The following is a 22,985-nucleotide window of genomic DNA, read 5'->3' on the forward strand; positions in this document are numbered from 1 at the left end:
ACACGCCCTACGGGACCAGATCGCTGCAATGCGAAACTGCTGTCATGCCTGCTGCATCAACGAGCCTCCCCCGTGTCCGCGCGTCCGAGCTGGTCGGTCGCGGCTGGCTGAACACCGGCGGCCGCAGCGTGACGCTCGCGGAGCTGCGGGGCAAGGTTGTCGTCCTGGACTTCTGGACCTTCTGCTGCATCAACTGCCTGCACGTCCTCGACGAGCTGCGCGAGGTCGAGGAGCAGCACCGCGACGAGCTCGTCATCGTGGGCGTGCACTCGCCCAAGTTCGAGCACGAGGCCGATCCCGACGCGCTCGCCGCCGCCGTCGAGCGGTACGAGGTGCGGCACCCCGTCCTCGACGACCCGGAGCTGGTCACCTGGGGCGCGTACACCGCGCGGGCCTGGCCCACGCTCGTGGTCATCGACCCCGAGGGGTACATCGTGGCGCAGATGGCGGGCGAGGGGCACGGCTCCGCGATCGCCGCGCTCGTCACCGACCTGATCGCCGAGCACTCGGCGAAGGGCACTCTGCACCGTGGTTCGGGACCCTACGTGGCGCCCGCTCCGGCGTCGGGCACGCTGCGGTTTCCCGCGAAGGCGCTCGCCCTGCCGAGCGGGAACCTCCTGGTCGCGGACGCCGGTCACCACTCCCTCGCCGAGCTGGCGCCGGATGGCGAGACGCTCGTGCGGCGCATCGGCTCGGGCGAGCGCGGCCTGGTCGACGGCGCACCGGACGAGGCGCGGTTCAGCGAGCCGAACGGCCTGTGCCTCGTGCCGGAGGACCTCGCGGCGAGCCTTGGATACGACGTCGTGGTCGCCGACACGGTCAACCACGCACTGCGCGGGGTGCGTCTGTCCGACGGCTCCGTCTTCACCGTTGCGGGCACGGGCCAGCAGTTCATGGTCGGCGGCCAGGAGAACGTCGGCGGACGCGGCAGCGAGCCCCTGGCGCCCTACGAGCCCGGCGCCGCCGTCGCGCCGCTCGCCCTGCGCCTCAGCTCCCCGTGGGACGTCGCGTGGTCGGCGGTGCGCGGCGCCTTCGTCGTGGCGATGGCCGGCAACCACACCCTGTGGGAAGCGGACCTGCTCCAGGGTTCAGCGAGCCTGCTGGCCGGCACCATGAACGAGGGCCTCGAGGACGGCCCGGGTGACAGCGCCTGGTTCGCCCAGACCTCTGGCGTAGTGCAGTCCGTCGACGCCGACGGCAGGGCCGACGGGCACCTGTGGATAGCCGACTCCGAGACGTCGTCGCTGCGCCGCGTCGAGCTGTCCGACGGTGCCGACGGCACGCCCGCCGCGACGATCACCACCGTCGTCGGCCAGGGGCTCTTCGACTTCGGGCACCGGGACGGCGCGGCCGAGCAGGCGCTGCTGCAGCACCCGCTCGGCGTGGCCACGCTGCCCGACGGCTCCGTCGTCGTCGCCGACACGTACAACGGGGCGCTGCGCCGGTACGACCCCGCCTCCGGCGAGGTGACGACCTTGGCGAAGGACCTGGCCGAGCCGTCGGACGTGCTCGTCGAGGTAGCGGCCGGCGCCGTGCACCTGCTGGTCGTGGAGTCGGCGGCCCACCGGCTCACGCGGATCGCGCTCCCGGCGAGCCTCGCCGGCGAGGTGCTCGACGGCGGCGCGCACCGGGTCGCCCGGCCCGCGACCGACGTCGGCGCCGGGGCGCTCCGGCTGGACGTGCCGTTTGCGCCCGCGCCGGGCCAGAAGCTCGACGACCGCTGGGGACCGTCGACGTCGCTCCAGGTCAGCGCCACCCCGCCAGGGCTGCTGCTGTCGGGGGCGGGAGACGGGACCGACCTGTTCCGGGACCTGGTGATCAACCCCGAGGTGACCGAGGGCGTGCTGCACGTGACCGCGAAGGCGGCGTCGTGCGACGAGGTGCCGCTGCTGCCGAACGGCGAGCCGGACCCCGACGTGTTCCCGGCCTGTCACGTGGCGCAGCAGGACTGGGGCGTCCCGGTCCGCGTGGTGCCGGACGGCGGTGCCGAGCTGACGCTCCCGCTGCGGGGCTAGCTACCAGCCAGACTCAGCCGGCGAGCACCCCGGGCAGCTCGGTCAGTGAATCGATGACCGTCGCCCGCGCGGCCTCCGGCCGGAGCGCGTGCAGGTAGCCCCACGGGCCGCGGCGGAGCAGGATCGGCCGCATCCCTGCGTCGGCGGCGGGCAGCACGTCGTTGTCGAGCCGGTCGCCGACGTAGGCGATCTCCTCCGGCTCCACGCCCGAGAGCGCGGCGACCTTGGCGAAGAATCCCGGTTCGGGCTTCTGCACCCCCCACTCGTCCGAGGTGCGGATCGCGCTCGCCGGCAGGCTCATCGCCTCCAGCGCGGCACGCGCCTCCGGCGGCTGGTTCCCGGCGATGACGACGTCGAAGCCCGCCTCGCGCAGTGCTCTCAGGGCGGGGCGGACGTCGGGGTAGAGGTCGTCGGCGTCGAACCCGTTGCGCAGGCCGTCCGGGTCGTCCTGCGCCCAGCGGGCGATCTCGGCCTCGAAGTCCAGCCCCGGCCGGACCATCTCGAACGCGTCCCGGTGCGGCAGGTCGAGGGCGGCGCAGCCGCCGAGCAGGCCGAGGAACGTGAGCGGCGGGACGCCCAGCCGCTCGGCCCAGCGGAGCCAGATCCGGGACTCGTCGATGAGCGTCTCTCCGACGTCGAACACCACTGTGCGCACCATGAGCCCGACCCTAGGGCGTGTCGGACCGACAGGTCACCCGGGCGTCCGACGCGCCCGAGGCACGCGACCGGCCTCACGCCAGGTGGAACAGGGCGTCTCCCGCCTGGACCCGCGTGCCCGGGCGGACCAGCTCCTCGAGGGTGCCGGGGCCCAGGTCCAGGGCGACGACGGGCACCAGGGGCGAGCGGCCGCCGTCGGACACCGCGACGGGGGACCAGGCGACGAGGTCCTGGCCGGCCGTGACGGTGTCGCCCTCGGCGACGAGCAGGGTGAAGCCGTCGCCCTTCAGCTGGACCGTGTCGATGCCGAGGTGGACCAGGACGCCCCGGCCCGCCGCGGGCGCCGCTTGTGCAGGCGACACGCCGGCGGGCGCTCCGGCAGCGGCCCCGTCCGGCCCGGGCGGATCCGCGGGCGGCGCCAGCAGGACAAACGCGTGCGGGTGCAGCTTCACCACGACGCCGGCGCACGGCGCGACGACGCGCCTGCCGAGCTCGGGGTCGGGATCGACGGCGAGACCTGGGCCGACGATGCTCTCTGCGAAGACGGGATCGGGCACGTCGCGCATCGCGACCACCCGTCCTGCGACGGGGGATCCGACGATCAGGGCCTCGGCCATGGGGTCATCTTGTCAGATCGCCGACCCCCACGAGGTCGGCCCTTTGCCTTGAGCGCCTCGAGATCGGTCCGCGCCGTCCCGGCCCGCCGAGCCGCGCCGGCAACCGAGCCTCGCCCGGCCGGGCGGTCGCGTGTAACGTTCCGAGCGCACTCGACGACGAGCCTTAGGGGAGCGTACGTGATGACGAGCGAGAGGCTCACGGGGGTCCCGGCGAGCCCAGGTCGCGCAGTGGGGGTCGTGGTGCGGATGCCGGCCCGCGTCCCGGAGCCGAGCACGAGTCGCCTGTCGGGCTCCGCGGACGCCGCCGTCCGCGCGGTCAAGGAGGCCGCCGCCCAGGTGGAGGCGGACCTCGCGGAGCGTGCCGGTCGCGCGTCGGGCACGGCTGCCGACGTCCTCGCGGTCACCGCGGCCATGGCCGCCGACCCGACTCTCGTCGCAGCCGCCGCCCGCCGCGTCCGGGAGGACCGCCTCACCCCGGAGCGCGCGGTGTGGGACGCCGCGGGCTCCGTCGCGACCCAGCTCGAGGCGCTCGGCCCGCCCATGTCGGAGCGCGCCCGCGACGTACGGGACGTGCGGGACCGCATAGTCGCCGCCCTCACGGGCGCGGTCCCGCCCGGCGTTCCCGACCCGGGGCACCCGTTCGTCCTGGTCGCGAGCGACCTCGCCCCGGCGGACACAGCGATGCTCGACCCCGCGGTGGTCACCGCGATCGTCACGGCGCGCGGCGGCCCCACCTCGCACATGGCGATCCTGGCCCGGGCCCTCGGCATCCCGGCCGTCGTGGCGCTGCCCGGTGCGACCGACCTCGCCGACGGCGAGGAGGTCGTGGTGGACGGCATGGCCGGCACGGTCGTGCGCGCCCCTACCGCGGACGACGTGGAGGGGGCCCGACGCCGGGTCACCGCCGCCACGTTCGACGGCCGTGGCATGACCCGCGACGGGACCGAGGTGGAGCTGGTGGCGAATGTCGCCGACCCCGCGGCGGCAGAGGCCGCGGCGGCCGCCGGCGCGCGGGGCGTGGGCCTGTTCCGCACCGAGTTCTGCTTCCTGGGCCGGGGCGAGGAGCCCAGCATCGAGGAGCAGGTGACCGCATACCGGGCGGTGCTGTCCCACTTCCCGGACCGTCGCGTGGTGGTCCGCACGCTCGACGCAGGGGCCGACAAGCCGCTGCGGTTCCTCACGCCCGAGCACGAGGACAACCCGGCGCTCGGCGTGCGTGGGCTGCGCACCGCCGTCGCGCACCCGGACGTGCTGGACCGGCAGCTGGACGCGATAGCGCAGGCGGCCGCCGCGGAGTCGGCCGAGGTCTGGGTGATGGCGCCGATGGTCGCCACCGTCGACGAAGCCCGCGACTTCGCTGCGGCGTGCGCGGCGCACGGCCTCGAGCAGTCGGGAGTCATGATCGAGACCCCGGCCGCCGCGCTGCAGGCGCGGCACCTGCTGGCGGAGGTGTCGTTCGCGAGCCTGGGCACCAACGACCTCACGCAGTACACGATGGCGGCCGACCGCGACCTGGCCGGCGTGGCCGCCCTGTCCACCCCGTGGCAGCCCGCCGTCCTGGAGCTCGTCCGGGTGGCGTGCGAGGGCGGGGCGATGCATGGTGCTCCCGTGGGCGTGTGCGGCGAGGCGGCGGCTGATCCCCTCCTCGCGCCCGTCCTGGTGGGGCTGGGCGTAACGTCTCTGTCTATGACACCCCGCGCGCTGGCCGACGTCGCGAGCACCCTCGCTGGCGTGTCCCGCGACGAGTGCGCGGAGCTGGCACGGACAGTTCTCGAGTGCTCGACGGCGCAGGCCGCGCGCGACGCGGTACGGGAACGTCTCCTCACCTGAACCTCATCTGAACCCATAGGTCACATCACAGTCACGTAGGCGCTTTAAGGTGGCCCGCATGCACGAACCGATCCGGACCGAACCGCAGGAGCCCCCCGCACCCGATGTGCAGGTGACGCTCTCGACGGCGTCGGTCTTCCCCCGTCGTGTCCCGTTGGCCTTCGAGTCGGCGGCCGAGCTCGGCTACGACGGCGTCGAGGTCATGATCTGGTCCGAGGAGGTCACCCAGAACCCGCGCTCCCTGGCGAAGCTCGCCGCCGACACCGGTATGCCGGTGCGATCGGTGCACGCGCCGACTCTGCTGGTGAGCCAGCGGGTCTGGGGCCGGTCCCCGGTCGCGAAGCTGGAGCGGACCACCGACATGGCCCTCGAGCTCGGAGCCGAGACGGTGGTGGTGCACCCGCCGTTCCGCTGGCAGTACAAGTACGCGCGGCAGTTCCAGGACCAGGTGCGCGCGCTGAGCGAGACGACGGGCATCACGATCGCCGTCGAGAACATGTATCCGTGGCGCGGCGGCCGGCGGGAGTTCCAGGCCTACCTGCCCGGCTGGGACCCGGCGGACCACGACTACGACGCCGTGACCCTCGACCTGTCCCACGCGAGCGTCGCGCAGCAGGACGCGCTGACGCTGCTCCACACGTTCGGCGACCGCCTGCGGCACGTGCACCTCGCGGACGGCAACCACGGCCCGCGGGACGAGCACCTGGTGCCCGGCCGCGGCAGCATGCAGGCCGAGAAGGTGCTCCAGGAGCTGGTGGCGCGCCGCTGGAGCGGCGACGTCTGTGTGGAGATCTCGACCCGCGCGGCGCGCACGGCCGCCGAGCGCCACGACGACCTGGCCGCCTCGCTCCAGTTCGCGCGGGCCTACCTGTCGCCGACGCCGCGCGAGTTCCACACTCCGCCCGGGGTGCACCACCGGGCCCACGACGCCTGGTAGTACGTTCTGTGACCTTGGTCTCGAATGGGTTCGAATCTGCTCCTCGACGCGGTTAGACTGGCGCACGTCGAGAACGTATGGCGCGGCGCTCTGCCGCAGGGACGAAGGAGGTGGCGCGCATGACCCGTAGCGAGCCTCCGAGTAGTCCGAGCCGCAGCTGAGCTGACGGTTCCCCCGCCCGCGGTTTCGCGGGCCCTCGCGCGCCGGTGCGCTCCGCCCTCTTCCAGGGCGTGAGGTCCACCGGTCGTCCGGCCGTCCCTGCTGCGGTGTCCGTTCGCAGTCCTTTTTCCTGCGCTCGACCCCAGGAGTTCCCCATGGCCACGTTCCTGCCCTCCCGCCCTGCCCGTCCGCTGCTGGGTGCGCTGCGCCCGCGCCGCGCCGTCGACGTCGTGCCCGTCGTCGCCCCGCGCCCGGCCGCGCCCGCGCCCCGCTCGTCGGTGGTCGCCGCCGCGGTCTACGACGACGGTGTCCGCACCGCCGCGTACGACAACCTCGCGGAGACGTTCAGCGCGCTCCGCTCCCGCTCCGGCGGTATGGCCTGGATCGGGCTGGAGCGGCCGGAGGAGGCCGAGCTGACGTCGCTCGCGCGCGAGTTCGACCTGCACCCCCTCGCCATCGAGGACGCCATCCAGGCGCACCAGCGCCCCAAGATCGAGCGGTACGGCGACACCCTGTTCGTGGTGCTGCGCGCGGCCCGCTACCTGGACGACGCCGAGGAGGTCGAGTTCGGCGAGCTGCACGTGTTCGTGGGGCCCGACTTCGTGGTGACCGTGCGGCACGGCGCCTCGCCCGACCTCGCTGCGGTGCGCGCCCGGCTGGAATCGGACCGCGAGATGCTCTCGCGCGGGCCCGAAGCCGTGCTGTACGCGATCCTCGACAGCGTCGTGGACGGGTACGCGCCGGTCGTCGCGGGGCTGGACCACGACATCGACGAGATCGAGTCCGACGTCTGGGGCGGGGCCCCCGACGTGTCGCGGCGCATCTACGAGCTGTCCCGCGAGGTCATCGACTTCCAGCGCGCCGTCCGGCCCGAGCAGGGCCTCTGCGCCTCGCTCGCCAAGGGCGCGGACAAGTACGGCGTGGACCCGGAGCTGCAGGCCTACCTGCGCGACGTCGCCGACCACCTGGCCGAGGCCGCCGACCGCATCGAGGTTTTTCGGGCCGCACTGCGCGACATCCTCACCGTGGCCGCGACCCTCGTCGCGCAGCGGCAGAACGAGGAGATGAAGCACCTGTCGGAGGTCAGCATCCGGCAGGGCGAGGAGGTCAAGAAGATCTCGGGCTGGGCGGCCATCCTGTTCGCACCGACCCTCGTGGGCACGGTCTACGGCATGAACTTCGACGTCATGCCGGAGCTCGACTGGGCGTACGGCTACCCGGTGGCCCTGGTCGCGATGCTGGCCGTCAGCGTGGGCCTGTTCGGCGTCTTCCGCTGGAAGCGCTGGATCTGAGCCGGCGCCCCCGGCGAACTGCCTCGGCCCCGCCTCAGGCGGGGTCGAGCTTCTCCGGGTCGGGCAGGGACACGATGTACCGGTGCCCGACGGCGGAGATCATCAGGCCCGCGGTAGCGCCGACGATCAGCGGCGTGCTGTAGCCGTCGCGCGCCAGCAGGCCACCGATCAGCGACCCGAGCGGCATAGCGCCCCACAGGGCGGTGCGCCACGTGCCGTGCACCCGGCCCAGCAGCTGGTTCGGCACCGCGGCCTGGCGCAGCGACATGACCAGCACGTTCCACGCCGTCGTGCAGCCGAACGACACGAAGATCGCGACCGCTCCCACCCAGGCCAGCGGGAACGCTCCGGCCAGGAACCACGCCCCGAGGCCGATGGCGTTCGCGGCGGCCATGACCGGCCCCGTCCCGAAGCGCGTCTTGAGCCGGTTGGTGGCGGCAGCGGCGCTCAGCGAGCCCACGGCGCCGGCCAGCATGAAGGCGCCGTACCAGGCCTCGGGCACGTGCAGCCGCTCCAGGATGAAGAGCACGAGCGTGGACATGATTGCGGCGTGGCAGACGCCGATGAGCACGCTCACCACCCACAGCGGACGCAGCATCGCGCTGCCCCAGATGAAGCGGAAGCCGGTGACCAGTTCGGCGCGCCAGCCGGCTGCCATCGGGGCCGCGCCGTAGCTCGGGCCGCCTTCGGGGGCTTCTGACGCCCCGGGCGTGGCACCCCGGCCCGGCGCCGCGCGTCCGCCGAAGCGACGGCCGGCCAGACCGGACGCGACCGCGGGCAGGGTCAGGGCCAGCCCGCCCGCAACGGCGTACGCGGCAGTGTTGAGCCCGAGCGCCCAGACCGCCGAGAACGCGAGCAGCCACGACGTCAGCGGCTGGGACAGGAACTGCTGCACCACGATCTCCGTGGCCTCGATGCGCGAGTTCGCGCGCGGCAGGTCGCGCCTGCCGACAAGGGACGGGATGACGGCGCGGATGGCGCCGTCGTACACCGTCTCCTGGATGCCGTAGAGGAACACGACCAGCAGGAGCCACCAGATGGTGAGCGCACCGGTGACGTGCAGGGCGAGCAGACCCGCAGCCACGAGGGCACGGACGCCGCCCGCGAGACCCAGCGCGAGGCGCCGGTCGATCCGGTCCACGAGCACGCCCGCTGGGATGGCGAAGAGGAGCCAGGGGAGCAGCGCGGCGACCGCGACGAGCGAGACGAGCAGCGGGTCGTTCGTCAGCCGCGCGGCCAGGAGCGGCGCGGCGACGCGCGCGATGCCGTCGCCGAGGCTCGAGCTGAGGTTGGCCGCGACGACCCGGGTGAACGCGCCACCGAGGGGTCCGGGCGTGGGCTCGGAGTGGGCGGCAGTGGACACGCGCCGAGGCTACCGCTTTTCACCCCGCTCAGGCCCTATGGGTACGGCCTGGCTCAGGCCGGGACGCGCTCCGGCACGCGCGCCCCGACCGCGCGCAGCACGAACGACTCGGCGGCGCGGATGGTGCGTTCGCGCGCTACGGGCTCGTCGGGGATGAGGCGGCCGGACAGGCACGCGTTGACGAGGTGCACCGTGGGCTCGATGTCCTGGGGCGGGAAGGTGCCCGCATCGATCCCCGCAGTGAGGATCCGGCGGAGGATCGCCTCCACGATGTCGGCGTGCTCGCGCAGGCGCTGCTGCGTGGCGCGGGACAGGACCGTACGCAGGTCCGGGCCGGGGGCGAGGTGGAACACGCGGGTGAGCTGGGCCTGCTGGCGGATGTAGGTACGCAGCTGTTCCACGGGGTCGGTCACGCCGTCGAGGGCGCGCTCCAAGGTTTGGGCATACTGCTCGGTCTCGTGCGTGATGAACCCGAGGAGCAGCGCTTCCTTGTCGTGGAAGTGGTTGTAGACGGCGGTCCGGCCGACGTGCGCCGCTGCGGCGATGTCGGCGAGGGTGATGGTGTCGAACCCGCGCTCCGCCATGAGCATCGACAGAGCGGTGAACAGCTTGTGCCTCGTCATCTGGCGGTGCTCGTGCAGGCTCTTGCCGATGATCTTGGGCATGCTGACATCATATGCCCGCGTCGTCAGGTAACTGGAACCCAGGATCGAGGGTGGTTAGGGCTGGAAGGCCGCTTCTACCGACAGGTGATACTAAGCACCGACACATCGCTTTTGCGAAGTTCGGATATCGCCCTCCTCACCCTTCTTGCACTGAGACTCAGTCGCCCCTGAAATGTTTCACGAGGTGCGTGTTTGAGGGGAACCGAACCAGCCCGCCACCCGGGGAAACATGTGCGCGGGCTGTCACGAACGTGTTTCCTCTCGGTAACCTGCCTGCATCATGGGCGAAAGTGCGCGGCAGTAAGGTGCGCGCATGACATTTCTGGCGGGCGTGATCCCAGCGGAACACGCTTCGGGTCACATTCTGATCCTGCCGAGCACCAACGGCCCCGTCGCAGTGAGCGAGCTCGCTGCGGCGTGGTTCTCCGACATCGCGTGGCTCCGAGAGCCGTCCCGTAGCTCCGGATCGCGCCGGCAGGCCGGAGCGCGGTTCCGGGGCATGGCGCAGCCCGACACGCTCGTTCCCGGCGTCATGCGCCTGGGGGACGGGCACATCGCGACCGGCCCGTTCGAGGTAGGCGAGGCGCATCTCGCCGAGCTGGAGATCTCCGCCGCCAAGGCGGAGGCGTACTCGATCGCGCGCGGTGACGGTCTGCGGGACGTGCGCGGCGCGGCCCCGACGTCGTACGACGACCGGGACGGCATCGCTCGCGTCTTCCCGCACGCGCTCCCCCAGGGCGAGGAGCTGCGCATCGTCCAGTGGATGGTCGCGGCCGCCCGCAAGACCGGCGGCGGTGTGCTCGCCGACGGGCGGCAGCCGCTGGTCCCGGACGCTGCCGCGTCCGTCAACCTGTCGCTCTACGCCGCGCACGCCCTCGTGCCGGGCGAAGTGCTGCCCATGCTCCGCTCCCTCATCGCGACCGCCGACGTGTCCGCCGAGCAGGTCACGCCCGACGGATCGCCGCGCTACACGCTCGTGGGCAGCACCGCGTACGACGGATCGCTCGTCATCGACGTGGAGCGCGTCGACCGGGTGCCGCGCGCGCTCGGATCGCTGGACTGGCGTAGCTACGGGCCGTTCGCGTACCGCATGAGCTGGATGCCGGCGGACCCCTACGAGCTCGAGCTGGAGCACGCGTCCGGCCTGCACGTCATCGCCCGGGCGCGCATGCGCGCCTCGCTCGCCCGTCTCGCGGTAGCTCTCCAGAGCCGGATCGCCGGAATTCTCGTGGACGACGGTGGCTTCATCGCCAGCCCGGAGGAGATGGACGGTCGCAACAGCTCGACCGCCGGTGGCGCTTCAGGTTCACGCGCCTGGGTCTGATCCCGCTCGGTTATCCACAGATTTCATCCACAGCCCTGTGTGTTGTGTGGGAATTCCGGGACTGTTCCTGTGGACAGAACTGTGGGTAGCGAGAGGGTGAAAATTACAACGGTGGAGCGGTTGCCGCTCCTGCGACACGCGGATAGAAACGTGGCAATGGTTCGACGATCCGGGTGCAGATGCGGTGCGCTGCAGCAGTACCGACCGGCCTGGACATCGGACACATGGTTGACCGGAGAACGACAGGACTTCCCGTACCGCGGTGCGGGCTGTGGATGACGCCACAGGGGACTGTACGGGGCCGGAAGACCGCCCGTGTCCGAGGTGTCCGTGAAGAACAGGCCTGGCGATCCGGGTCTGACGGGTGCGTCGGGGTCGTGACGTCGACACGACGCCCCTGGTCCTCGCCAAGTGTGGACCACGGGTGCGCGGTTCGCCAGGGCCCCCGGCCTGCCCCGGGGGCCCTGGCCCATACCCCGGGATCTAGGCTCAGCGCATGAGCAATCTCGAGACCCGCCCGGACGAGCAGGTCTGCACCGCGGGCGCGCAGGGTGACGGCGTCGAGCTCCTCACCCCGCGCGACGTACCGCTCGGCGGACCGCGGGCGATGAACGTGCGGCGCACGATCCCCCAGCGCGCCCGGTCCCTCGTGGGGGCGTGGTGCTTCAGCGATCACTACGGCCCCGACGACGTCTCGTCGAGCGAGGGCATGCAGGTTCCGCCGCACCCCCACACCGGGCTGCAGACGGTGAGCTGGCTCTTCGAGGGCGAGATCCTGCACCGCGACTCCGTGGGGTCGCTCCAGACGGTCCGCCCGCGCGAGCTCAACCTCATGACGGCGGGTCTGGGCATCTCGCACTCGGAGGAGTCACCCGAGCAGGGGCGCCCGCCCCGGCTGCACGGCGTCCAGCTGTGGACGGCGCTGCCAGGTTCGGCCCTCGGCATCGAACCGCACTTCGAGCACCACGGCGACCTCCCGGTCGCCCGGTCCGACGGTGCTGTCGTGCAGGTCTTCATCGGCCGCCTCGCGGTGGCCGGCGAGGAGCTGGCCTCGCCCGCGACCACGTACACGCCGCTCGTGGGAGCACAGGTCGACCTGGAGCCGGGCGCGGAGGTGCGGCTCGACGTCGACCCGACGCACGAGCACGCCCTGCTCGTGGACACGGGCGACGTGACGTTCGAGGGTCGCGTGGTGCCGCCGTCGAACCTCGGCTACGCCGGGCCGGGCCGGCCGGCGCTCGTGGTGCGGGCCGGTTCCGGGGGGCCCGCCCGGGTGGTCCTGATCGGCGGGCTGCCGTTCGCCGAGGACGTCATCATGTGGTGGAACTTCATGGGCCGCACGCACGAGGACGTGGTCCGGGCGCGCGACGACTGGATGGCGCAGATCGCCGAGCTCGACCCCTCGGGGCCGGGCGGCGGGGCGACGGGATATGCCGCCGGCGCCGCCGGACGCCGGTTCGGCCAGGTCCAGGGCTACCCGAGCGGGCCGCTGCGCGCGCCGACGCTGCCCGACCTGCGGCTCAAGCCGAGGGTGCGGCCCGACCAGGGCTGACCGGGCGCAGCAGCGGCGGGTGCAGCACGGCCGCCGTCGGGTCGACGCCGGGCGCGAGCCGGTAGAGCTCCGCCGGCCGCCCGGGGCCGCCTCCGCCGAGGCGCCCGGTCGGCTCCAGGAAGCCTGGCGTACCGGTCGCCTTGCGGTGGAAGTTGCGCGCGTCCACCTGCGTGCCCCAGACCGCCTCGTACACGCCGCGCAGCTCCGCGACCGTGAACTCGGGTGGGCAGAACGCTGCCGCGAGGGGTGAGTACTCGATCTTCGCGCGAGCGCGCTCCACGCCGTCGGCCAGGATCTGGCCGTGGTCGAAGGCCAGCCGTTCGTCCTCCTCGCCGACGGGTACCCAGCGCGCCTCGGCCGCGTCGCCGCCGGCTGCCGGCAGCCCGAACGCGGGTGCGAGCAGCAGGTATGCCACCGACAGCACCGGCCCGCGAGGATCCCGGCCGAGCGGGCCGTAGGTTCGCAGCTGCTCCAGGTGCCACGGCCCCGCGCCGGTTGCCCGGGCCGGGACCGTCAGCCCCGTCTCCTCCTCGAGCTCCCGCCCTGCCGCCTGCTCCAGGGTCTCGCCCGGCAGCACGAATCCGCCCGGCAGCGCGGACTGCCCACGGAACGGCTCAAGGAGCCGGTCGACGACGAGGACGTGCAGCGCTCCCGCGCGCACGGTGAGGGCCACGACGTCGACGGTCACGGGGAACGAGCCCGCCGTTTCGGGTACGGCGGAGGAGGCGTGCGCTGTTCGGGCCATGACTCGACCGTACATTCTCGTCACCTTGACGAAAAGCGGAGACGGCGGATATCGTCAAACTGACGACAACCCAATGAGAGGTCGACGATGGCAACGATCAAGCGCTACCCCTGGATCCGTCAGTTCCTGGGCTCCGCGAGCGACTATGTGGTGCACCTCAGCAAGGGCCGCGTACAGCACGAGGGCGTGGGGCAGGCCTTCTGGTTCCGCCCGGACACGTCGGTGCTCAGCGAGGTGCCCGCCACCGACCAGGAGCTCCCGGTCCTCTTCCACGCGGTGACGCGCGACCAGCAGGACGTCAGCGTGCAGGCGAACGTCACCTACCGGTTCGGTGACCCGGTCCTCGCTTCCCAGCGGCTGGACTTCGGCATCTTCCCCGTCACCGGTGCTGGCCAGGAGGCGAGCGGCCGCCAGCAGGTGGGCGCCATCGTGGGCCAGCTCGCCCAGAGCCTCACGGTCGACCTGATCGCCACGCTGGACCTGGCCGACGCGCTCGAGTCCGGCATCGGACGGGTCCGGACGGCGCTCGGCGGGCTCGGTGACGACGCGCGCCTGGCCGCGACCGGCATCGAGGTGCTGGGCGTGCGCGTGCTGGCGGTCCGGCCGGAGGGCGACGTCGAGAAGGCGTTGCGCACGCCGGTGCGCGAGCGGCTCCAGTCCGAGGCCGACCGTGCGACCTACGAGCGTCGCGCCGTCGCCGTCGAGCGGGAGCGCAAGATCGCCGAGAACGAGCTCGCGAGCCAGATCGAGCTAGCCTCCCGGCGTGAGCAGCTCGTCGCCCAGGAGGGTGCGAACAAGCGCCGCGAGGCCGAGGAGGCCGCGGCGGCCGCACTGGTGGCGGCGAAGTCGGATGCCGAGCGTCGCGAGATCGCGGCGGCCGCTCAGGCGGCCTCCCTGCGGCAGCTCGGCGAGGCCGAGGCGGCCAAGGAGGCGGCGCTCATGAAGATCTATGCGAACGTCGGGCGTGACGTGCTCGCGGCTCTCGCCCTGCGCGATGCCGCTGCCCACCTGCCGAACGTGGGCTCGCTGACCGTCACGCCGGACCTGGTGAGCGGGCTGCTGGGCGCGCTGGCCGCACCCGGGGCGCGTGGACCCGCGGTGGACGGCGTCCCGGCCGCGGAGCGCTGACGTGGCGCTCCGTACCCGAGCGGTGCTGGTGCATCGCCGGACCGAGCTCGACGAGCTGCTCGACCGGCACGCCACGCGCGGCCAGGCGGAGTTCTTCCTCCGCACCCGGGGCCGCACCCTCGCGGACGTCGAGTCCCGGCACGAGGCCGCCGTGTCTGCGCGGCGGGCGGTAGCGGCGAGCGTGCCGTCCGACTGGGCTCTCGCGGAGGTGGAGCGGGCAGACCTGGACCGCTTCCTGTTCGCGCCAGAGGACGTCGTGCTCGTGGTGGGCCAGGACGGCCTGGTCGCGAACGCGGCCAAGTACCTGGACCGGCAGCTCGTGGTCGGTGTGGACCCGGAGCCGGGTACCAACCTCGGCGTCCTGGTCCGGCACGACGCCGACGCGGTCGCGGGGATCATTGCCGCCCTGACGAACCCGCCGGGCCGGGCCGGCGCGGCGCCGTCCGCCGTGCGGTGCGACGAGCTCACGATGGTCCGCGCGCGGCTCGACGACGGCCAGGAGCTGCGCGCGGTCAACGAGCTGTTCCTGGGGCACGCGAGCCACCAGTCGGCGCGCTACGTCCTGACCGTCGACGGCACTGCGGAGCGACAGTCGTCGTCCGGCCTGATCGTCAGCACCGGTACCGGCGCCACCGGGTGGAGCGCCTCGATAGCGCACGACCGCGGCGGGCGCAGGCTGCCGGGACCCACCGAGCAGGCGCTGGCCTGGTTCGTCCGGGAGGCCTGGCCGTCGCCCGCGACCGGCGCCACGCTCACGGAAGGCATGCTCGGGGACGACGGCGAGCTCGTGGTCACCGTCCAGTCCGACCGGCTCGTCGTGTTCGGGGACGGGATGGAGGGCGACCGGCTCGAGGTCTCCTGGGGGCAGGAGGTCCGGATCGGGGTCGCCGAGCGGCGGCTCCGGCTCGTATAGGCCGGGGCCGCTCGTCACCGTGACGGAGCGGCCTCAGCTGCCGATGTCGTACCGGAGCATGAACTCGCCGGCGTCGAGCACCACGTGGCTGATCTCGACGGGCGATCCGTCCTCGGTGAACGCGGTGCGCGTGACCGACAGCACTGGCGTGCCGGGCTCGATCCGGAGCTCCTCGATCTCCTCGATCGTCGGCATGCGGCCCACTACGTCCTCGCGGAACTTCACCGGCGCGTGCCCGGCCTCGGTCAGGCGCGCGTGCGTGCCGCCCGGCCCGACCTCCTGGTCAGCGATCGGCGTCCCGGCCGCGATCGACGCGGGCAGGTACGACGTCGCGAACAGCACGGGCTTGCGCTCCCGCAGGTGCAGGCGCTCGCGCACGGTCACCTTCTCGCCCTCGGCAAGGCCGAGTGACGCGCGGATCTTCTCGGACGGTTCGGCCTCCGCTGTGACGGCAAGCGTGCGGACGGTGAGCCCGGCGCCGGTCTCGTCGACCTCGGCGGTCACGGTGGAATCGTCGGCCTGGCCGCCCGTGCTGTCCCGCACGATCGGCTCGAAGGCCCGGACGAACACACCGGAGCCGTGCCGGGTCACGGTCAGGCCCTCGTCCTTGAGCATGGACAGGCCGTGGCGCGCGGTCATCCGCGCCACGCCGTAGTTCGACATGAGCGCTGCTTCGCTCGGAAGACGATCGCCCGGTTTGTAGGTCCCGGAGCGGATCGCGGCACGAAGATCCTTGGCGATGCTTGCGGCAGTCACACGTCCCTCTCTAGACACGGAACCCACCTAACCCGCAGCCAGTGCGTATACGCAACTTTTCGGCGTAGCGGTTGCGACCTCCAGTTAACCCCCAACAGGCTGTCTACGCGCCTAGAGGTAGGTGCAGAGAGGTGGGAGAGATGGCGACGATTGCGGGCAACCTGACCGATTCTGCGGCTGGGGTGACGGCACTGCTGGCGGAGGTCGGGGACGCGCGGATCAAGTGGGTGGAGGTGTTCCGGGATCACCTGGTGGTGCATCCGGCGCGGCAGTCGGAGGGCGCGGCGATCGCCGCGCAGCTCGGCATCACGGTCGCGACGGACTACCCGGCCACGCAGCCCGGCTTCACGATGTGGACCGGTCGGTGGAACGGCATGGACATGTACGTCTACGGCGACCTGCGCGGAAGCACCCGGGCAGTCCGGTCGTGGCCGGTCTGATGGCCTGCTCGTGCACCGGCTTCGGCGACGACAGCTGCCCGACGCCGGGGGCGCACCTCGCCGAGCTCGTCGGGGTCACGGCGCTGATCGCCCACATCTTCGACATCCACACGCTGGACGTCCGGGCGGGCGTGGACCACCTCGATCTCGAGGAGGACGTCGTCGGCGTGCTGACGGTCGACGTCGTCGCGGCACGGGTGCCGGACGCGATGAAGCTTGCCGGGATGCTCCACCTCACCGAACGACTGGGCCACCACGACAGCGATGCGCGGGGGCCCATGGTGTGGCGGTGCTGGAGCGGCTGGGTGCCGGCCGCCGAACGCGGCCTGCCGGTCTCGCTGCACGTGGCTGCGCCGATCCGGGGCTGAGCGCATGTCGGTGGTCAGGGGCAGCATGGGGTTACTGGAACCGACCTGGAGAACGTCATGGCTGACACACCCACTGCTCCCCGCACGTATCCGCACGGCGTGCCCAGCTGGATCGACCTCGAGGTGCACGACGTCGACTCGGCGCTCGGCTTCTACGGCGACCTGTTCGGCTGGAGGTTCGAGGACAAGCTGCCGCCCGAAGCGCCGGGCCGCTACGTCGTCGCGTCCCAGGACGGGACCGACGCCACGGCCGTCGCCGCGATCGCCACACCGGACGAGGGCTTCGACGGCGAGACGGCGTGGCATACGTACCTCGCCGTGGACGACATCTACGCCGCGGCCGGCTGGGTGAGGGACCTGGGCGGCGTCGTGAGCTCGGCACCTGAGGCTGTCGGGCCGCCGGGGCGTCCCGCGGGCCGGATGGCGAGGATAGTCGACCCGCAGGGGGCGCCCAGCAGGCTGTGGCAGGCGGGTACGCGGCTCGGTGCCCAGGTCGTCAACGTGCCGGGCACCTGGAACTTCAGCAACCTGCTCACGCCGGACGTGGACGCCGCGCTGCGGTTCTACGGCCCGCTGCTCGGCTGGGAACGCAGCGACGACCTCGGGGCCGGCATGGCGCGCGTCCCTGGGTACGGCGACCACCTGGCCCGCACGTCTGACCCCGGCATCCACGAGCGGCAGGAGTTCGTGCCACCCGGCTTTGCCGACGTCGTCGCAGGGATCCTGCAGGCGGACGGACCGGCGCGCTGGTCGGTGGCCTTCGCCGTGGCCGACCGTGACGAGTCGGTCGCGGCAGCGGAGCGTGCCGGCGCGAGGGTGCTGGCGACGGAGGACGGCGAATGGTCCAAGGAGGCGACGGTCCGGGACCCGTTCGCCGCGGAGCTCGTGCTCGCGCAGTTCGACCCGCCGGAGTCGTTCCTCGAGGCAGAGGCGCAGGCACGCGAGGGCTGACCCGGCCCCCACTTGAAGCGGACTCCGCATCCCGGCGTCACCCGGTGCTCAATCTTCCAGGTGCTGTTGGCAGAAGTCCTTGCTCTCTTGGTCGACGGTGGTGCAGAGCAGGATCGCCCACTGGACGTCGAACTCGCCGGTGTTCCCGTCGGCCTCCCAGTGAATGGTCAGGTGGTCGGCTCTCGCCGATCTGTCGTCCTGGGCGACTACCTCGATCAGCAGGGTTGCGACCTGGATCGCGCCTGTTTCTCCTTCCGCGCGGCACTTCCGCTCGACCGTGTGGCTGGTTGTGTCCGCGCCCAGACTTTCGAGCCGGCCGCGGAGGCCGCCGATGTCGCTGGGCTCGTTGGCCACGGAGTAGGCCACGACCTCGACGCCGGAGCCCGGGGGCGTCGTGACTGCCGTGATCTCACCAGCTCCGGTGTTCTCGGTGCACAGCGTCACTGTGCCGATCGAGTTGTGCTCCCCGGGTGCCACATCGATGACACCTGACTCGACACGTGACGCGTCCTCAGCCCCCGGTCGCACCTGTGGTCCGGCGGCCGTGCATCCTGACACGGCGGTGGACAGCGCCACCAGCAGCACTGTCCACCGCCACGCCGGGTCGCGGCCCATCACGGCTTCGTGATCACTCGTGCAGATCCGTTTGGGCCGCCGAAGCCCGCGATCAGTGGTGGTGGCGACGACGGTGAGCACGTCGAGCATCCTGCCGCTACCGGTTCGCCGGTGTACACCAACCACGCCGCAGCAGTCAGGTCACCACGCGGGACGGGCTCCGCGTGGTGACCTGGGCCGTCAGCGGATCCACGGCACAGATGAGCCGGACCAAGCGGCGTTTGGGGCCAGATTGGTGCCCCCGCCTCTCCGGCAACCCTCTGGAAACGACGAAGCCCCGGGTCAGGAAACTTCCTCTGACCTGGGGCGGAACCTATGGAGCGGGTGACGGGAATCGAACCCGCGCTATCAGCTTGGGAAGCTGAAGTTCTACCATTGAACTACACCCGCGTCGTCCGGTTCTGTCCGAGTATCTGCTGTTTCGGAATCCCGCTAGGGTTCCCGCAACAGCGCCCGTGAACCTGGCGCGCGACCCGATCATACCCAACCTCGCCCGGATGCCCGAACCAGGTCCCGCGCGAGTGTCGCCGAGCAGCCGGAGCAGCCGTGAGCGAGCACCCCAGCGAGAAGCCGACCGAGCCGATCTACCAGGAGACCAAACCCCTGCCCCCGCGGGCGTCGAAGCCTCCACAGCCGCCGCGGCCGCCGCGCGAGACGCGCGCGATGCAGACGTCCAAGACCCCCGGGGGTACGCCCCTGGGCGGTCCGGCGAACTATCAGCAGCAGTACGACTACGACCGGCCGACCCCGCCGCCGGAGCACGTGCCGGGACGCAAGTCCCGCATCACTGCCGGCCTGCTCGGAATCCTGCTGGGCGTGGTGGGCGCGCACCGGTTCTACCTGGGCTACAAGGGCCTGGGCTGGATCATGCTGCTCATCACGGTGGTGTCACTGGGGCAGGCGTGGTTCGTGCCGGCGATCTGGGGCGCGATCGAGGGCATCCTGTACTTCGTGATGCGCCGGGGCTACTGGTCGGTGGACTCGAAGCACCGGCCCCTCCAGTGGTGACCGCCGTCTGCTGACTCCGCGGCGCCGCCCTGGACGGGGCGGGACGGGGCGGCGCCGCCCCGCAGTGCCCAGTACCGTATCCGGGTGCTCCTCTCCGACCGCGATATCCGTGCCGAGCTCGAGGCCGACCGCGTAGTCCTCGACCCGTACGAGCCGTCGATGCTGCAGCCGTCGAGCATCGACGTGCGCCTCGACAAGTTCTTCCGGCTGTTCGACAACCACAAGTACCCCTTCATCGACCCCGCTACCGACCAGCCCGAGCTGACCCGTCTCGTCGAGGCCGACGACGGCGAGGCGTTCGTGCTCCACCCGGGGGAGTTCGTGCTGGGCAGCACCTTCGAGGCGGTCACGCTGCCCGACGACGTCGCCGCCCGCCTCGAGGGCAAGTCCTCGCTGGGCCGGCTGGGCCTGCTGACGCACTCCACGGCCGGCTTCATCGACCCCGGCTTCAGCGGGCACGTGACCCTGGAGCTGAGCAACGTCGCGACGCTGCCGATCAAGCTGTGGCCGGGCATGAAGATCGGGCAGATGTGCTTCTTCCGGCTCTCGTCGGCGTCGGAGCACCCGTACGGGTCGGACCTGTACGGGTCCCGCTACCAGGGCCAGCGCGGCCCGACGGCGTCCCGCTCCTCGAAGAACTTTCACCGCACTGCCGTGTGACGGACGGGGCCGGCCGGCGCCTCGACGGGCGTCCGCCGGGCGGTAGGCTCCCGGTGCCCGGCGCGAGCCGGGTATCCGGACGTAGAAGGGACACCGATGGCCTCTCCCCAGCTGCCGCTCTTGCCGCGCACGGTCGCGCAGGCACACCAGGCGCGACACGTGCTGACCGTGCCCGGTGATGTGGAGCTGGACGAGATCGAGGTCCTCGCGCTCTCCCGCTTCTCCGCCACCCGCTGGGACGTGGTTCCCGCAGGCATCCTTCCGGGCAACGTGGCAGGTGCTCCGCAGGGCCGGCGCGCGCAGGGCCGGGAGCCGGGCGTGCTGCGGGTCTCCCGGCACGCGGTGATCAACGGGCCGTACCAGCCCTCGGGCGACGGGTTCGACCTCGGCATGCCGCCGGGCGCGGCGCTGGCGTTCGACGTCGTCTGCCACCGGGAGCGCGGGGACGTGCCGTTCCCGGCGGGCGACCGCGACGGCGTCGGGCGGGCCTTCGCCGCCGGGATACCCGAGCGCGAGGAGCGCCGCCTCGTCGAGTGGCTCGTCGCCGTCGCGCGCCGGCTGGGCGGGTCCCTTCGCCTGGACGTCGGCGGCATGTGGGACACCAAGGTCGCCCCGGGCAGCCCGGTCGCGAGGCCCGGCGCCGGCGTCGTGCTCACCCCGGACGCCGGGGCCGCGATCGACATGACCGTGTACTCCGACGTCTGGCTCGACCCCCAGGCCACGCACACGATCCTGCAACGGGTCCACCCGCGCGCGCGTCTGCACATGGACGGCAAGGAGTGGGGCGGGCCGCCGTCAGGCATCGGGGACAAGCCGCTGTTCCCGGGCGAGAAGCTGGATCCCGAGCTGCGCAAGAAGCTGCACGCCGCCGCGGACGACTACGACATCAAGGCACTCACCGGCCCGCGCGTCCTGGACGGGTACGGCCTGGTCGTGGACCTCGGCGTCGACGGGATCGTCGCCGTCGAGATCAGCGGTGAGGAGAAGCTGCCGCGGCTGCTCCGCGGCCTGCCGTGGGCGGAGCAGGGCGCGGTGCGCTACTGGGTGCACTGGGAGCCGCAGGACCTCGTGGAGTCGCAGCGTGAGTTCCCCGCCATGGAGCTGCGGGTCGCGCGCAAGCGCGCCGCTGAGCTGGTGGCGCGGCTCGCGCGCGCGATCCACGACGCCGCTGGAGGCGAGATCGCCGACGAGGATGGCTTTCTGGTAGACCCCGTGGACCTCTGAGCGCCCGGACCTTTACCCGCGTGCTCCTGGCGGCGGGGTCAGAGGTACTGCCCCGGGGTCCGGCGCTCCCCGCCCGACTCGTCTTCCTGGTGGCCCGGCATGCTCGGCCCGCTGGGACCGGCCGGGCCGAATGCCACGCTGCCGGGCGGTAGGGCACGGCGCATCTGCGAGAGCTGCGCCTGGGCAGCCATCTGCTGCGCCACGAGCGCCGTCTGGATGCCGTGGAACAGGCCCTCGAGCCAGCCCACGAGCTGCGCCTGAGCCACGCGGAGCTCGGCCTCGGACGGTGTGGAGTCGTCGGTGAACGGCAGTGTGATGCGGTGCAGCTCATCGACCAGGTCCGGAGAGAGGCCGTCCTCGAGCTCATGGATCGAGCGCTCGTGGATCTCGGCCAGGCGCGTGCGTGCGGCCTCGTCCAGCGGGGCGTCGCGGACCTCGTCGAGCAGCCGCTTGATCATGCCGCCGATGCGCATGACCTTGGCCGGCTCCTCGACCTGGCCGACAACCGCCTCGGCCTCGTCGATCTCCCTGTCGCCGCCGGCGTCCTCGGGCTCGGGCTCCGGCGGAACGGCCGCGCCGTCGGGCGTGACGATCTGGGGGTGCACGGTGGGAGTCCCGGCCTGGGGGCGATCGGAGCGATCGTCGCGTCGCGCGTCGGACAGGGGGGTGGCTCGCTCGTCGGTCATGGGTCCAGTCTTGCCCGAATCGGACGTTGCCCGCATGGCAGCCTGCGCCCTGGGACGAAATTGTCGGCCATGCCTATATATAGGCACAGTTTGATCAGGGGACCAGGAGCACTTTGCCGAAGGCCTCGCCGGACTCCAGCAGGTCGTGCGCCGACTGCGCCTCCGAGAAGGGGACGCGGGCATGCACCACCGGCCGCACCCGGCCGTCGGCCACCAGTGGCCAGACGTGCTTTTCGGTGTCGGCGACGATGCGCGCCTTCTCGTCCACGGGTCGTGACCTGAGCAGCGTTCCCGTGACAGTCCCGCGCCTGGCGAGGAGCGCGCTGAGGTCGAGCTCGCCACGCCGGCCCTGCTGCATCCCGATGACGACCAGGCGGCCGCCGCGGGCCAGGGCGCGGACGTTGTCGCCCAGGGCGCCCCCGCCGAGCAGGTCGAGCACGACGTCGGCTCCTCGGCCGTCGGTCGCCTTCCGCACCTCGTCCACGAAGTCCTGCTCCCGGTGGTCGATGGCGAGGTCTGCCCCGAGCTCGATGCACCGCGCCGTGCGCTCCGGCCCGCCCGCGGTCGTGGCCACGTGCGCGCCCAGCGCCCGGGCGACCTGGATCGCGAAGGTGCCGATGCCGCCGGACCCGCCGTGGATCAGCACCCACTCGCCGGAGCGCAGGCGGCCGACGTCGACGAGGTTGCTCCAGACGGTGCACGCGGCCTCGGGAAGGGCTGCGGCATCGACCAGGTCGACGCCGTCGGGCACCGGCAGAACCTGCGTCTCGCGGACCGCCACCTCCTCGGCGTACCCGCCGCCTTCCAGCAGCGCGACGACTCGGTCTCCGGCGCGCCATCGCGACACGCCGAGTCCGACACGCTTCACAGTTCCCGATATCTCAAGACCTGGCCACTCGGGGGCATTCGGTGGAGCAGGGTAGTATCCGGCCCGTTGTAGCAGGTCAGCGCGGTTTACTCCGGCGGCGGCGACAGTGATCAGAACGTCGCTTTGGCCAGCAATCGGGTGATTCAGGGATGAAAGGGAGAGTTTCCCTGAGGGCCCGCGTCCGGATATCGTGACGGCTCGCACATCGATGA

At 72.2% G+C, this 22,985-nt stretch carries 23 protein-coding genes and 1 tRNA gene; 14 read left to right on the plus strand and 10 right to left on the minus strand.

All coding sequences use genetic code 11. The annotated features are described in order from the left end of the window. The first annotated feature begins 44 nt into the window (after positions 1–44). The gene (locus IE250_RS09910) at positions 45–2,015 is read left to right on the plus strand and encodes an NHL domain-containing thioredoxin family protein (protein ID WP_189669072.1); all 1,971 of its coding nucleotides are present in this window, start codon (positions 45–47) and stop codon (positions 2,013–2,015) included. A 13-nt stretch (positions 2,016–2,028) separates the two neighbouring features. Here IE250_RS09910 and IE250_RS09915 read toward each other — a convergent pair whose 3' ends face one another. Together IE250_RS09915 and IE250_RS09920 are read right to left on the minus strand one after the other, a co-directional pair. Next, entirely contained in the window at positions 2,029–2,673 is a 645-nt protein-coding gene (locus IE250_RS09915) for an HAD family hydrolase (protein WP_189669073.1), read from the minus strand. A gap of 73 nt (positions 2,674–2,746) precedes the next feature. Beyond that, positions 2,747–3,289, minus strand: a complete 543-nt coding sequence (locus tag IE250_RS09920; RefSeq protein ID WP_189669074.1) for a PTS sugar transporter subunit IIA — start codon at positions 3,287–3,289, stop codon at positions 2,747–2,749. A gap of 180 nt (positions 3,290–3,469) precedes the next feature. On the opposite strand from IE250_RS09920, the gene ptsP reads away from it, so the two are divergent. From ptsP to IE250_RS09935, 3 genes are all read left to right on the plus strand, one after another. Continuing rightward, complete coding sequence (ptsP, locus tag IE250_RS09925) at positions 3,470–5,119, plus strand: phosphoenolpyruvate--protein phosphotransferase (RefSeq protein ID WP_189669075.1); 1,650 nt, start codon at positions 3,470–3,472, stop codon at positions 5,117–5,119. Positions 5,120–5,177: 58 nt separating this feature from the next. Then, positions 5,178–6,056, plus strand: a complete 879-nt coding sequence (locus tag IE250_RS09930) for a sugar phosphate isomerase/epimerase family protein (RefSeq protein ID WP_189669076.1) — start codon at positions 5,178–5,180, stop codon at positions 6,054–6,056. A 314-nt stretch (positions 6,057–6,370) separates the two neighbouring features. Then, on the plus strand, positions 6,371–7,507 hold the full coding sequence (locus IE250_RS09935; RefSeq protein WP_189669077.1) for a magnesium and cobalt transport protein CorA: 1,137 nt from the start codon (positions 6,371–6,373) through the stop codon (positions 7,505–7,507). 34 nt (positions 7,508–7,541) lie between these two features. Here the strand turns inward: IE250_RS09935 and IE250_RS09940 are convergent, their stop codons facing one another. Continuing rightward, the gene (locus IE250_RS09940) at positions 7,542–8,870 is read right to left on the minus strand and encodes an MFS transporter (RefSeq protein WP_189669078.1); all 1,329 of its coding nucleotides are present in this window, start codon (positions 8,868–8,870) and stop codon (positions 7,542–7,544) included. Between the two features lie 53 nt (positions 8,871–8,923). Then, the gene (locus IE250_RS09945) at positions 8,924–9,535 is read right to left on the minus strand and encodes a TetR/AcrR family transcriptional regulator (protein WP_189669079.1); all 612 of its coding nucleotides are present in this window, start codon (positions 9,533–9,535) and stop codon (positions 8,924–8,926) included. A 313-nt stretch (positions 9,536–9,848) separates the two neighbouring features. Between IE250_RS09945 and IE250_RS09950 the strand changes: the two genes are divergently transcribed. Both IE250_RS09950 and IE250_RS09955 read left to right on the plus strand, forming a co-directional pair. Continuing rightward, entirely contained in the window at positions 9,849–10,859 is a 1,011-nt protein-coding gene (locus IE250_RS09950; RefSeq protein ID WP_229872301.1) for a hypothetical protein, read from the plus strand. A 496-nt stretch (positions 10,860–11,355) separates the two neighbouring features. Next, positions 11,356–12,411 carry a pirin family protein gene (locus IE250_RS09955; protein WP_189669080.1) on the plus strand — a complete coding sequence of 352 codons (1,056 nt, stop codon included), beginning with the start codon at positions 11,356–11,358 and terminating at the stop codon, positions 12,409–12,411. Here IE250_RS09955 and IE250_RS09960 read toward each other — a convergent pair. Next, positions 12,380–13,156: an NUDIX hydrolase gene (locus IE250_RS09960; protein WP_189669081.1), complete on the minus strand. Its 777-nt coding sequence runs from the start codon at positions 13,154–13,156 to the stop codon at positions 12,380–12,382. The two genes, IE250_RS09955 and IE250_RS09960, sit on opposite strands and share 32 nt — an antisense overlap. A gap of 87 nt (positions 13,157–13,243) precedes the next feature. Here IE250_RS09960 and IE250_RS09965 point away from each other — a divergent pair, with 87 nt between their 5' ends. Together IE250_RS09965 and IE250_RS09970 are read left to right on the plus strand one after the other, a co-directional pair. Then, complete coding sequence (locus IE250_RS09965; RefSeq protein ID WP_189669082.1) at positions 13,244–14,284, plus strand: SPFH domain-containing protein; 1,041 nt, start codon at positions 13,244–13,246, stop codon at positions 14,282–14,284. A 1-nt stretch (position 14,285) separates the two neighbouring features. Next, positions 14,286–15,197, plus strand: a complete 912-nt coding sequence (locus IE250_RS09970; protein WP_189669083.1) for an NAD(+)/NADH kinase — start codon at positions 14,286–14,288, stop codon at positions 15,195–15,197. Between the two features lie 33 nt (positions 15,198–15,230). Here the strand turns inward: IE250_RS09970 and IE250_RS09975 are convergent, their stop codons facing one another. Then, positions 15,231–15,953 (minus strand): GntR family transcriptional regulator, encoded by a 723-nt coding sequence (locus tag IE250_RS09975; protein WP_229872302.1) that lies wholly within the window; start codon positions 15,951–15,953, stop codon positions 15,231–15,233. Between the two features lie 140 nt (positions 15,954–16,093). Between IE250_RS09975 and IE250_RS09980 the strand changes: the two genes are divergently transcribed. From IE250_RS09980 to IE250_RS09990, 3 genes are read left to right on the plus strand one after another with little or no spacing between them, the layout of a single operon-like run. After that, entirely contained in the window at positions 16,094–16,393 is a 300-nt protein-coding gene (locus IE250_RS09980; RefSeq protein WP_189669084.1) for a hypothetical protein, read from the plus strand. Further along, on the plus strand, positions 16,381–16,761 hold the full coding sequence (locus IE250_RS09985; RefSeq protein WP_189669085.1) for a hypothetical protein: 381 nt from the start codon (positions 16,381–16,383) through the stop codon (positions 16,759–16,761). The genes IE250_RS09980 and IE250_RS09985 overlap by 13 nt, the downstream gene beginning before the upstream one ends. Positions 16,762–16,818: 57 nt before the next feature. Next, positions 16,819–17,712, plus strand: coding sequence for a VOC family protein (locus IE250_RS09990; protein WP_189669086.1), 894 nt, complete (start codon positions 16,819–16,821; stop codon positions 17,710–17,712). Between the two features lie 48 nt (positions 17,713–17,760). On the opposite strand, the gene IE250_RS09995 is transcribed toward IE250_RS09990, so the two are convergent. Together IE250_RS09995 and IE250_RS10000 are read right to left on the minus strand one after the other, a co-directional pair. Beyond that, positions 17,761–18,408, minus strand: a complete 648-nt coding sequence (locus IE250_RS09995; RefSeq protein WP_189669087.1) for a hypothetical protein — start codon at positions 18,406–18,408, stop codon at positions 17,761–17,763. A 235-nt stretch (positions 18,409–18,643) separates the two neighbouring features. After that, positions 18,644–18,717: transfer RNA gene (locus IE250_RS10000), tRNA-Gly, on the minus strand. A gap of 156 nt (positions 18,718–18,873) precedes the next feature. On the opposite strand from IE250_RS10000, the gene IE250_RS10005 reads away from it, so the two are divergent. The 3 genes from IE250_RS10005 (at position 18,874) to IE250_RS10015 (ending at position 21,219) form a co-directional block, all read left to right on the plus strand. Then, positions 18,874–19,335 (plus strand): TM2 domain-containing protein, encoded by a 462-nt coding sequence (locus IE250_RS10005; protein ID WP_229872303.1) that lies wholly within the window; start codon positions 18,874–18,876, stop codon positions 19,333–19,335. An 84-nt stretch (positions 19,336–19,419) separates the two neighbouring features. Then, positions 19,420–19,995: a dCTP deaminase gene (gene dcd, locus IE250_RS10010; RefSeq protein ID WP_189669088.1), complete on the plus strand. Its 576-nt coding sequence runs from the start codon at positions 19,420–19,422 to the stop codon at positions 19,993–19,995. Between the two features lie 96 nt (positions 19,996–20,091). Continuing rightward, entirely contained in the window at positions 20,092–21,219 is a 1,128-nt protein-coding gene (locus IE250_RS10015; protein WP_189669089.1) for a hypothetical protein, read from the plus strand. Between the two features lie 38 nt (positions 21,220–21,257). Here IE250_RS10015 and IE250_RS10020 read toward each other — a convergent pair whose 3' ends face one another. Beyond that, positions 21,258–21,905 carry a bacterial proteasome activator family protein gene (locus IE250_RS10020; RefSeq protein ID WP_189669090.1) on the minus strand — a complete coding sequence of 216 codons (648 nt, stop codon included), beginning with the start codon at positions 21,903–21,905 and terminating at the stop codon, positions 21,258–21,260. Positions 21,906–21,999: 94 nt separating this feature from the next. Beyond that, positions 22,000–22,977, minus strand: coding sequence for an NAD(P)H-quinone oxidoreductase (locus IE250_RS10025; RefSeq protein ID WP_189669091.1), 978 nt, complete (start codon positions 22,975–22,977; stop codon positions 22,000–22,002). Positions 22,978–22,985 lie beyond the last annotated feature (8 nt).

This window comes from Promicromonospora soli (assembly GCF_014653785.1).
Classification (GTDB): Bacteria; Actinomycetota; Actinomycetes; order Actinomycetales; family Cellulomonadaceae; genus Promicromonospora; species Promicromonospora soli.

What these genes read in the sequence shown, in the direction of transcription:
- IE250_RS09950 (WP_229872301.1), top strand. Translation starts at nt 9,849, where the DNA reads ATGACATTTCTGGCGGGCGTGATCCCAGCGGAACACGCTTCGGGTCAC.
- IE250_RS09955 (WP_189669080.1), top strand. Translation starts at nt 11,356, where the DNA reads ATGAGCAATCTCGAGACCCGCCCGGACGAGCAGGTCTGCACCGCGGGC.
- ptsP (WP_189669075.1), top strand. Translation starts at nt 3,470, where the DNA reads ATGACGAGCGAGAGGCTCACGGGGGTCCCGGCGAGCCCAGGTCGCGCA.
- IE250_RS09960 (WP_189669081.1), bottom strand. Translation starts at nt 13,156, where the DNA reads ATGGCCCGAACAGCGCACGCCTCCTCCGCCGTACCCGAAACGGCGGGC.
- IE250_RS09965 (WP_189669082.1), top strand. Translation starts at nt 13,244, where the DNA reads ATGGCAACGATCAAGCGCTACCCCTGGATCCGTCAGTTCCTGGGCTCC.
- IE250_RS09915 (WP_189669073.1), bottom strand. Translation starts at nt 2,673, where the DNA reads ATGGTGCGCACAGTGGTGTTCGACGTCGGAGAGACGCTCATCGACGAG.
- IE250_RS09935 (WP_189669077.1), top strand. Translation starts at nt 6,371, where the DNA reads ATGGCCACGTTCCTGCCCTCCCGCCCTGCCCGTCCGCTGCTGGGTGCG.
- IE250_RS10015 (WP_189669089.1), top strand. Translation starts at nt 20,092, where the DNA reads ATGGCCTCTCCCCAGCTGCCGCTCTTGCCGCGCACGGTCGCGCAGGCA.
- IE250_RS09945 (WP_189669079.1), bottom strand. Translation starts at nt 9,535, where the DNA reads ATGCCCAAGATCATCGGCAAGAGCCTGCACGAGCACCGCCAGATGACG.
- IE250_RS09990 (WP_189669086.1), top strand. Translation starts at nt 16,819, where the DNA reads ATGGCTGACACACCCACTGCTCCCCGCACGTATCCGCACGGCGTGCCC.
- IE250_RS09910 (WP_189669072.1), top strand. Translation starts at nt 45, where the DNA reads ATGCCTGCTGCATCAACGAGCCTCCCCCGTGTCCGCGCGTCCGAGCTG.
- IE250_RS09920 (WP_189669074.1), bottom strand. Translation starts at nt 3,289, where the DNA reads ATGGCCGAGGCCCTGATCGTCGGATCCCCCGTCGCAGGACGGGTGGTC.
- IE250_RS09980 (WP_189669084.1), top strand. Translation starts at nt 16,094, where the DNA reads ATGGCGACGATTGCGGGCAACCTGACCGATTCTGCGGCTGGGGTGACG.
- IE250_RS10020 (WP_189669090.1), bottom strand. Translation starts at nt 21,905, where the DNA reads ATGACCGACGAGCGAGCCACCCCCCTGTCCGACGCGCGACGCGACGAT.
- IE250_RS09930 (WP_189669076.1), top strand. Translation starts at nt 5,178, where the DNA reads ATGCACGAACCGATCCGGACCGAACCGCAGGAGCCCCCCGCACCCGAT.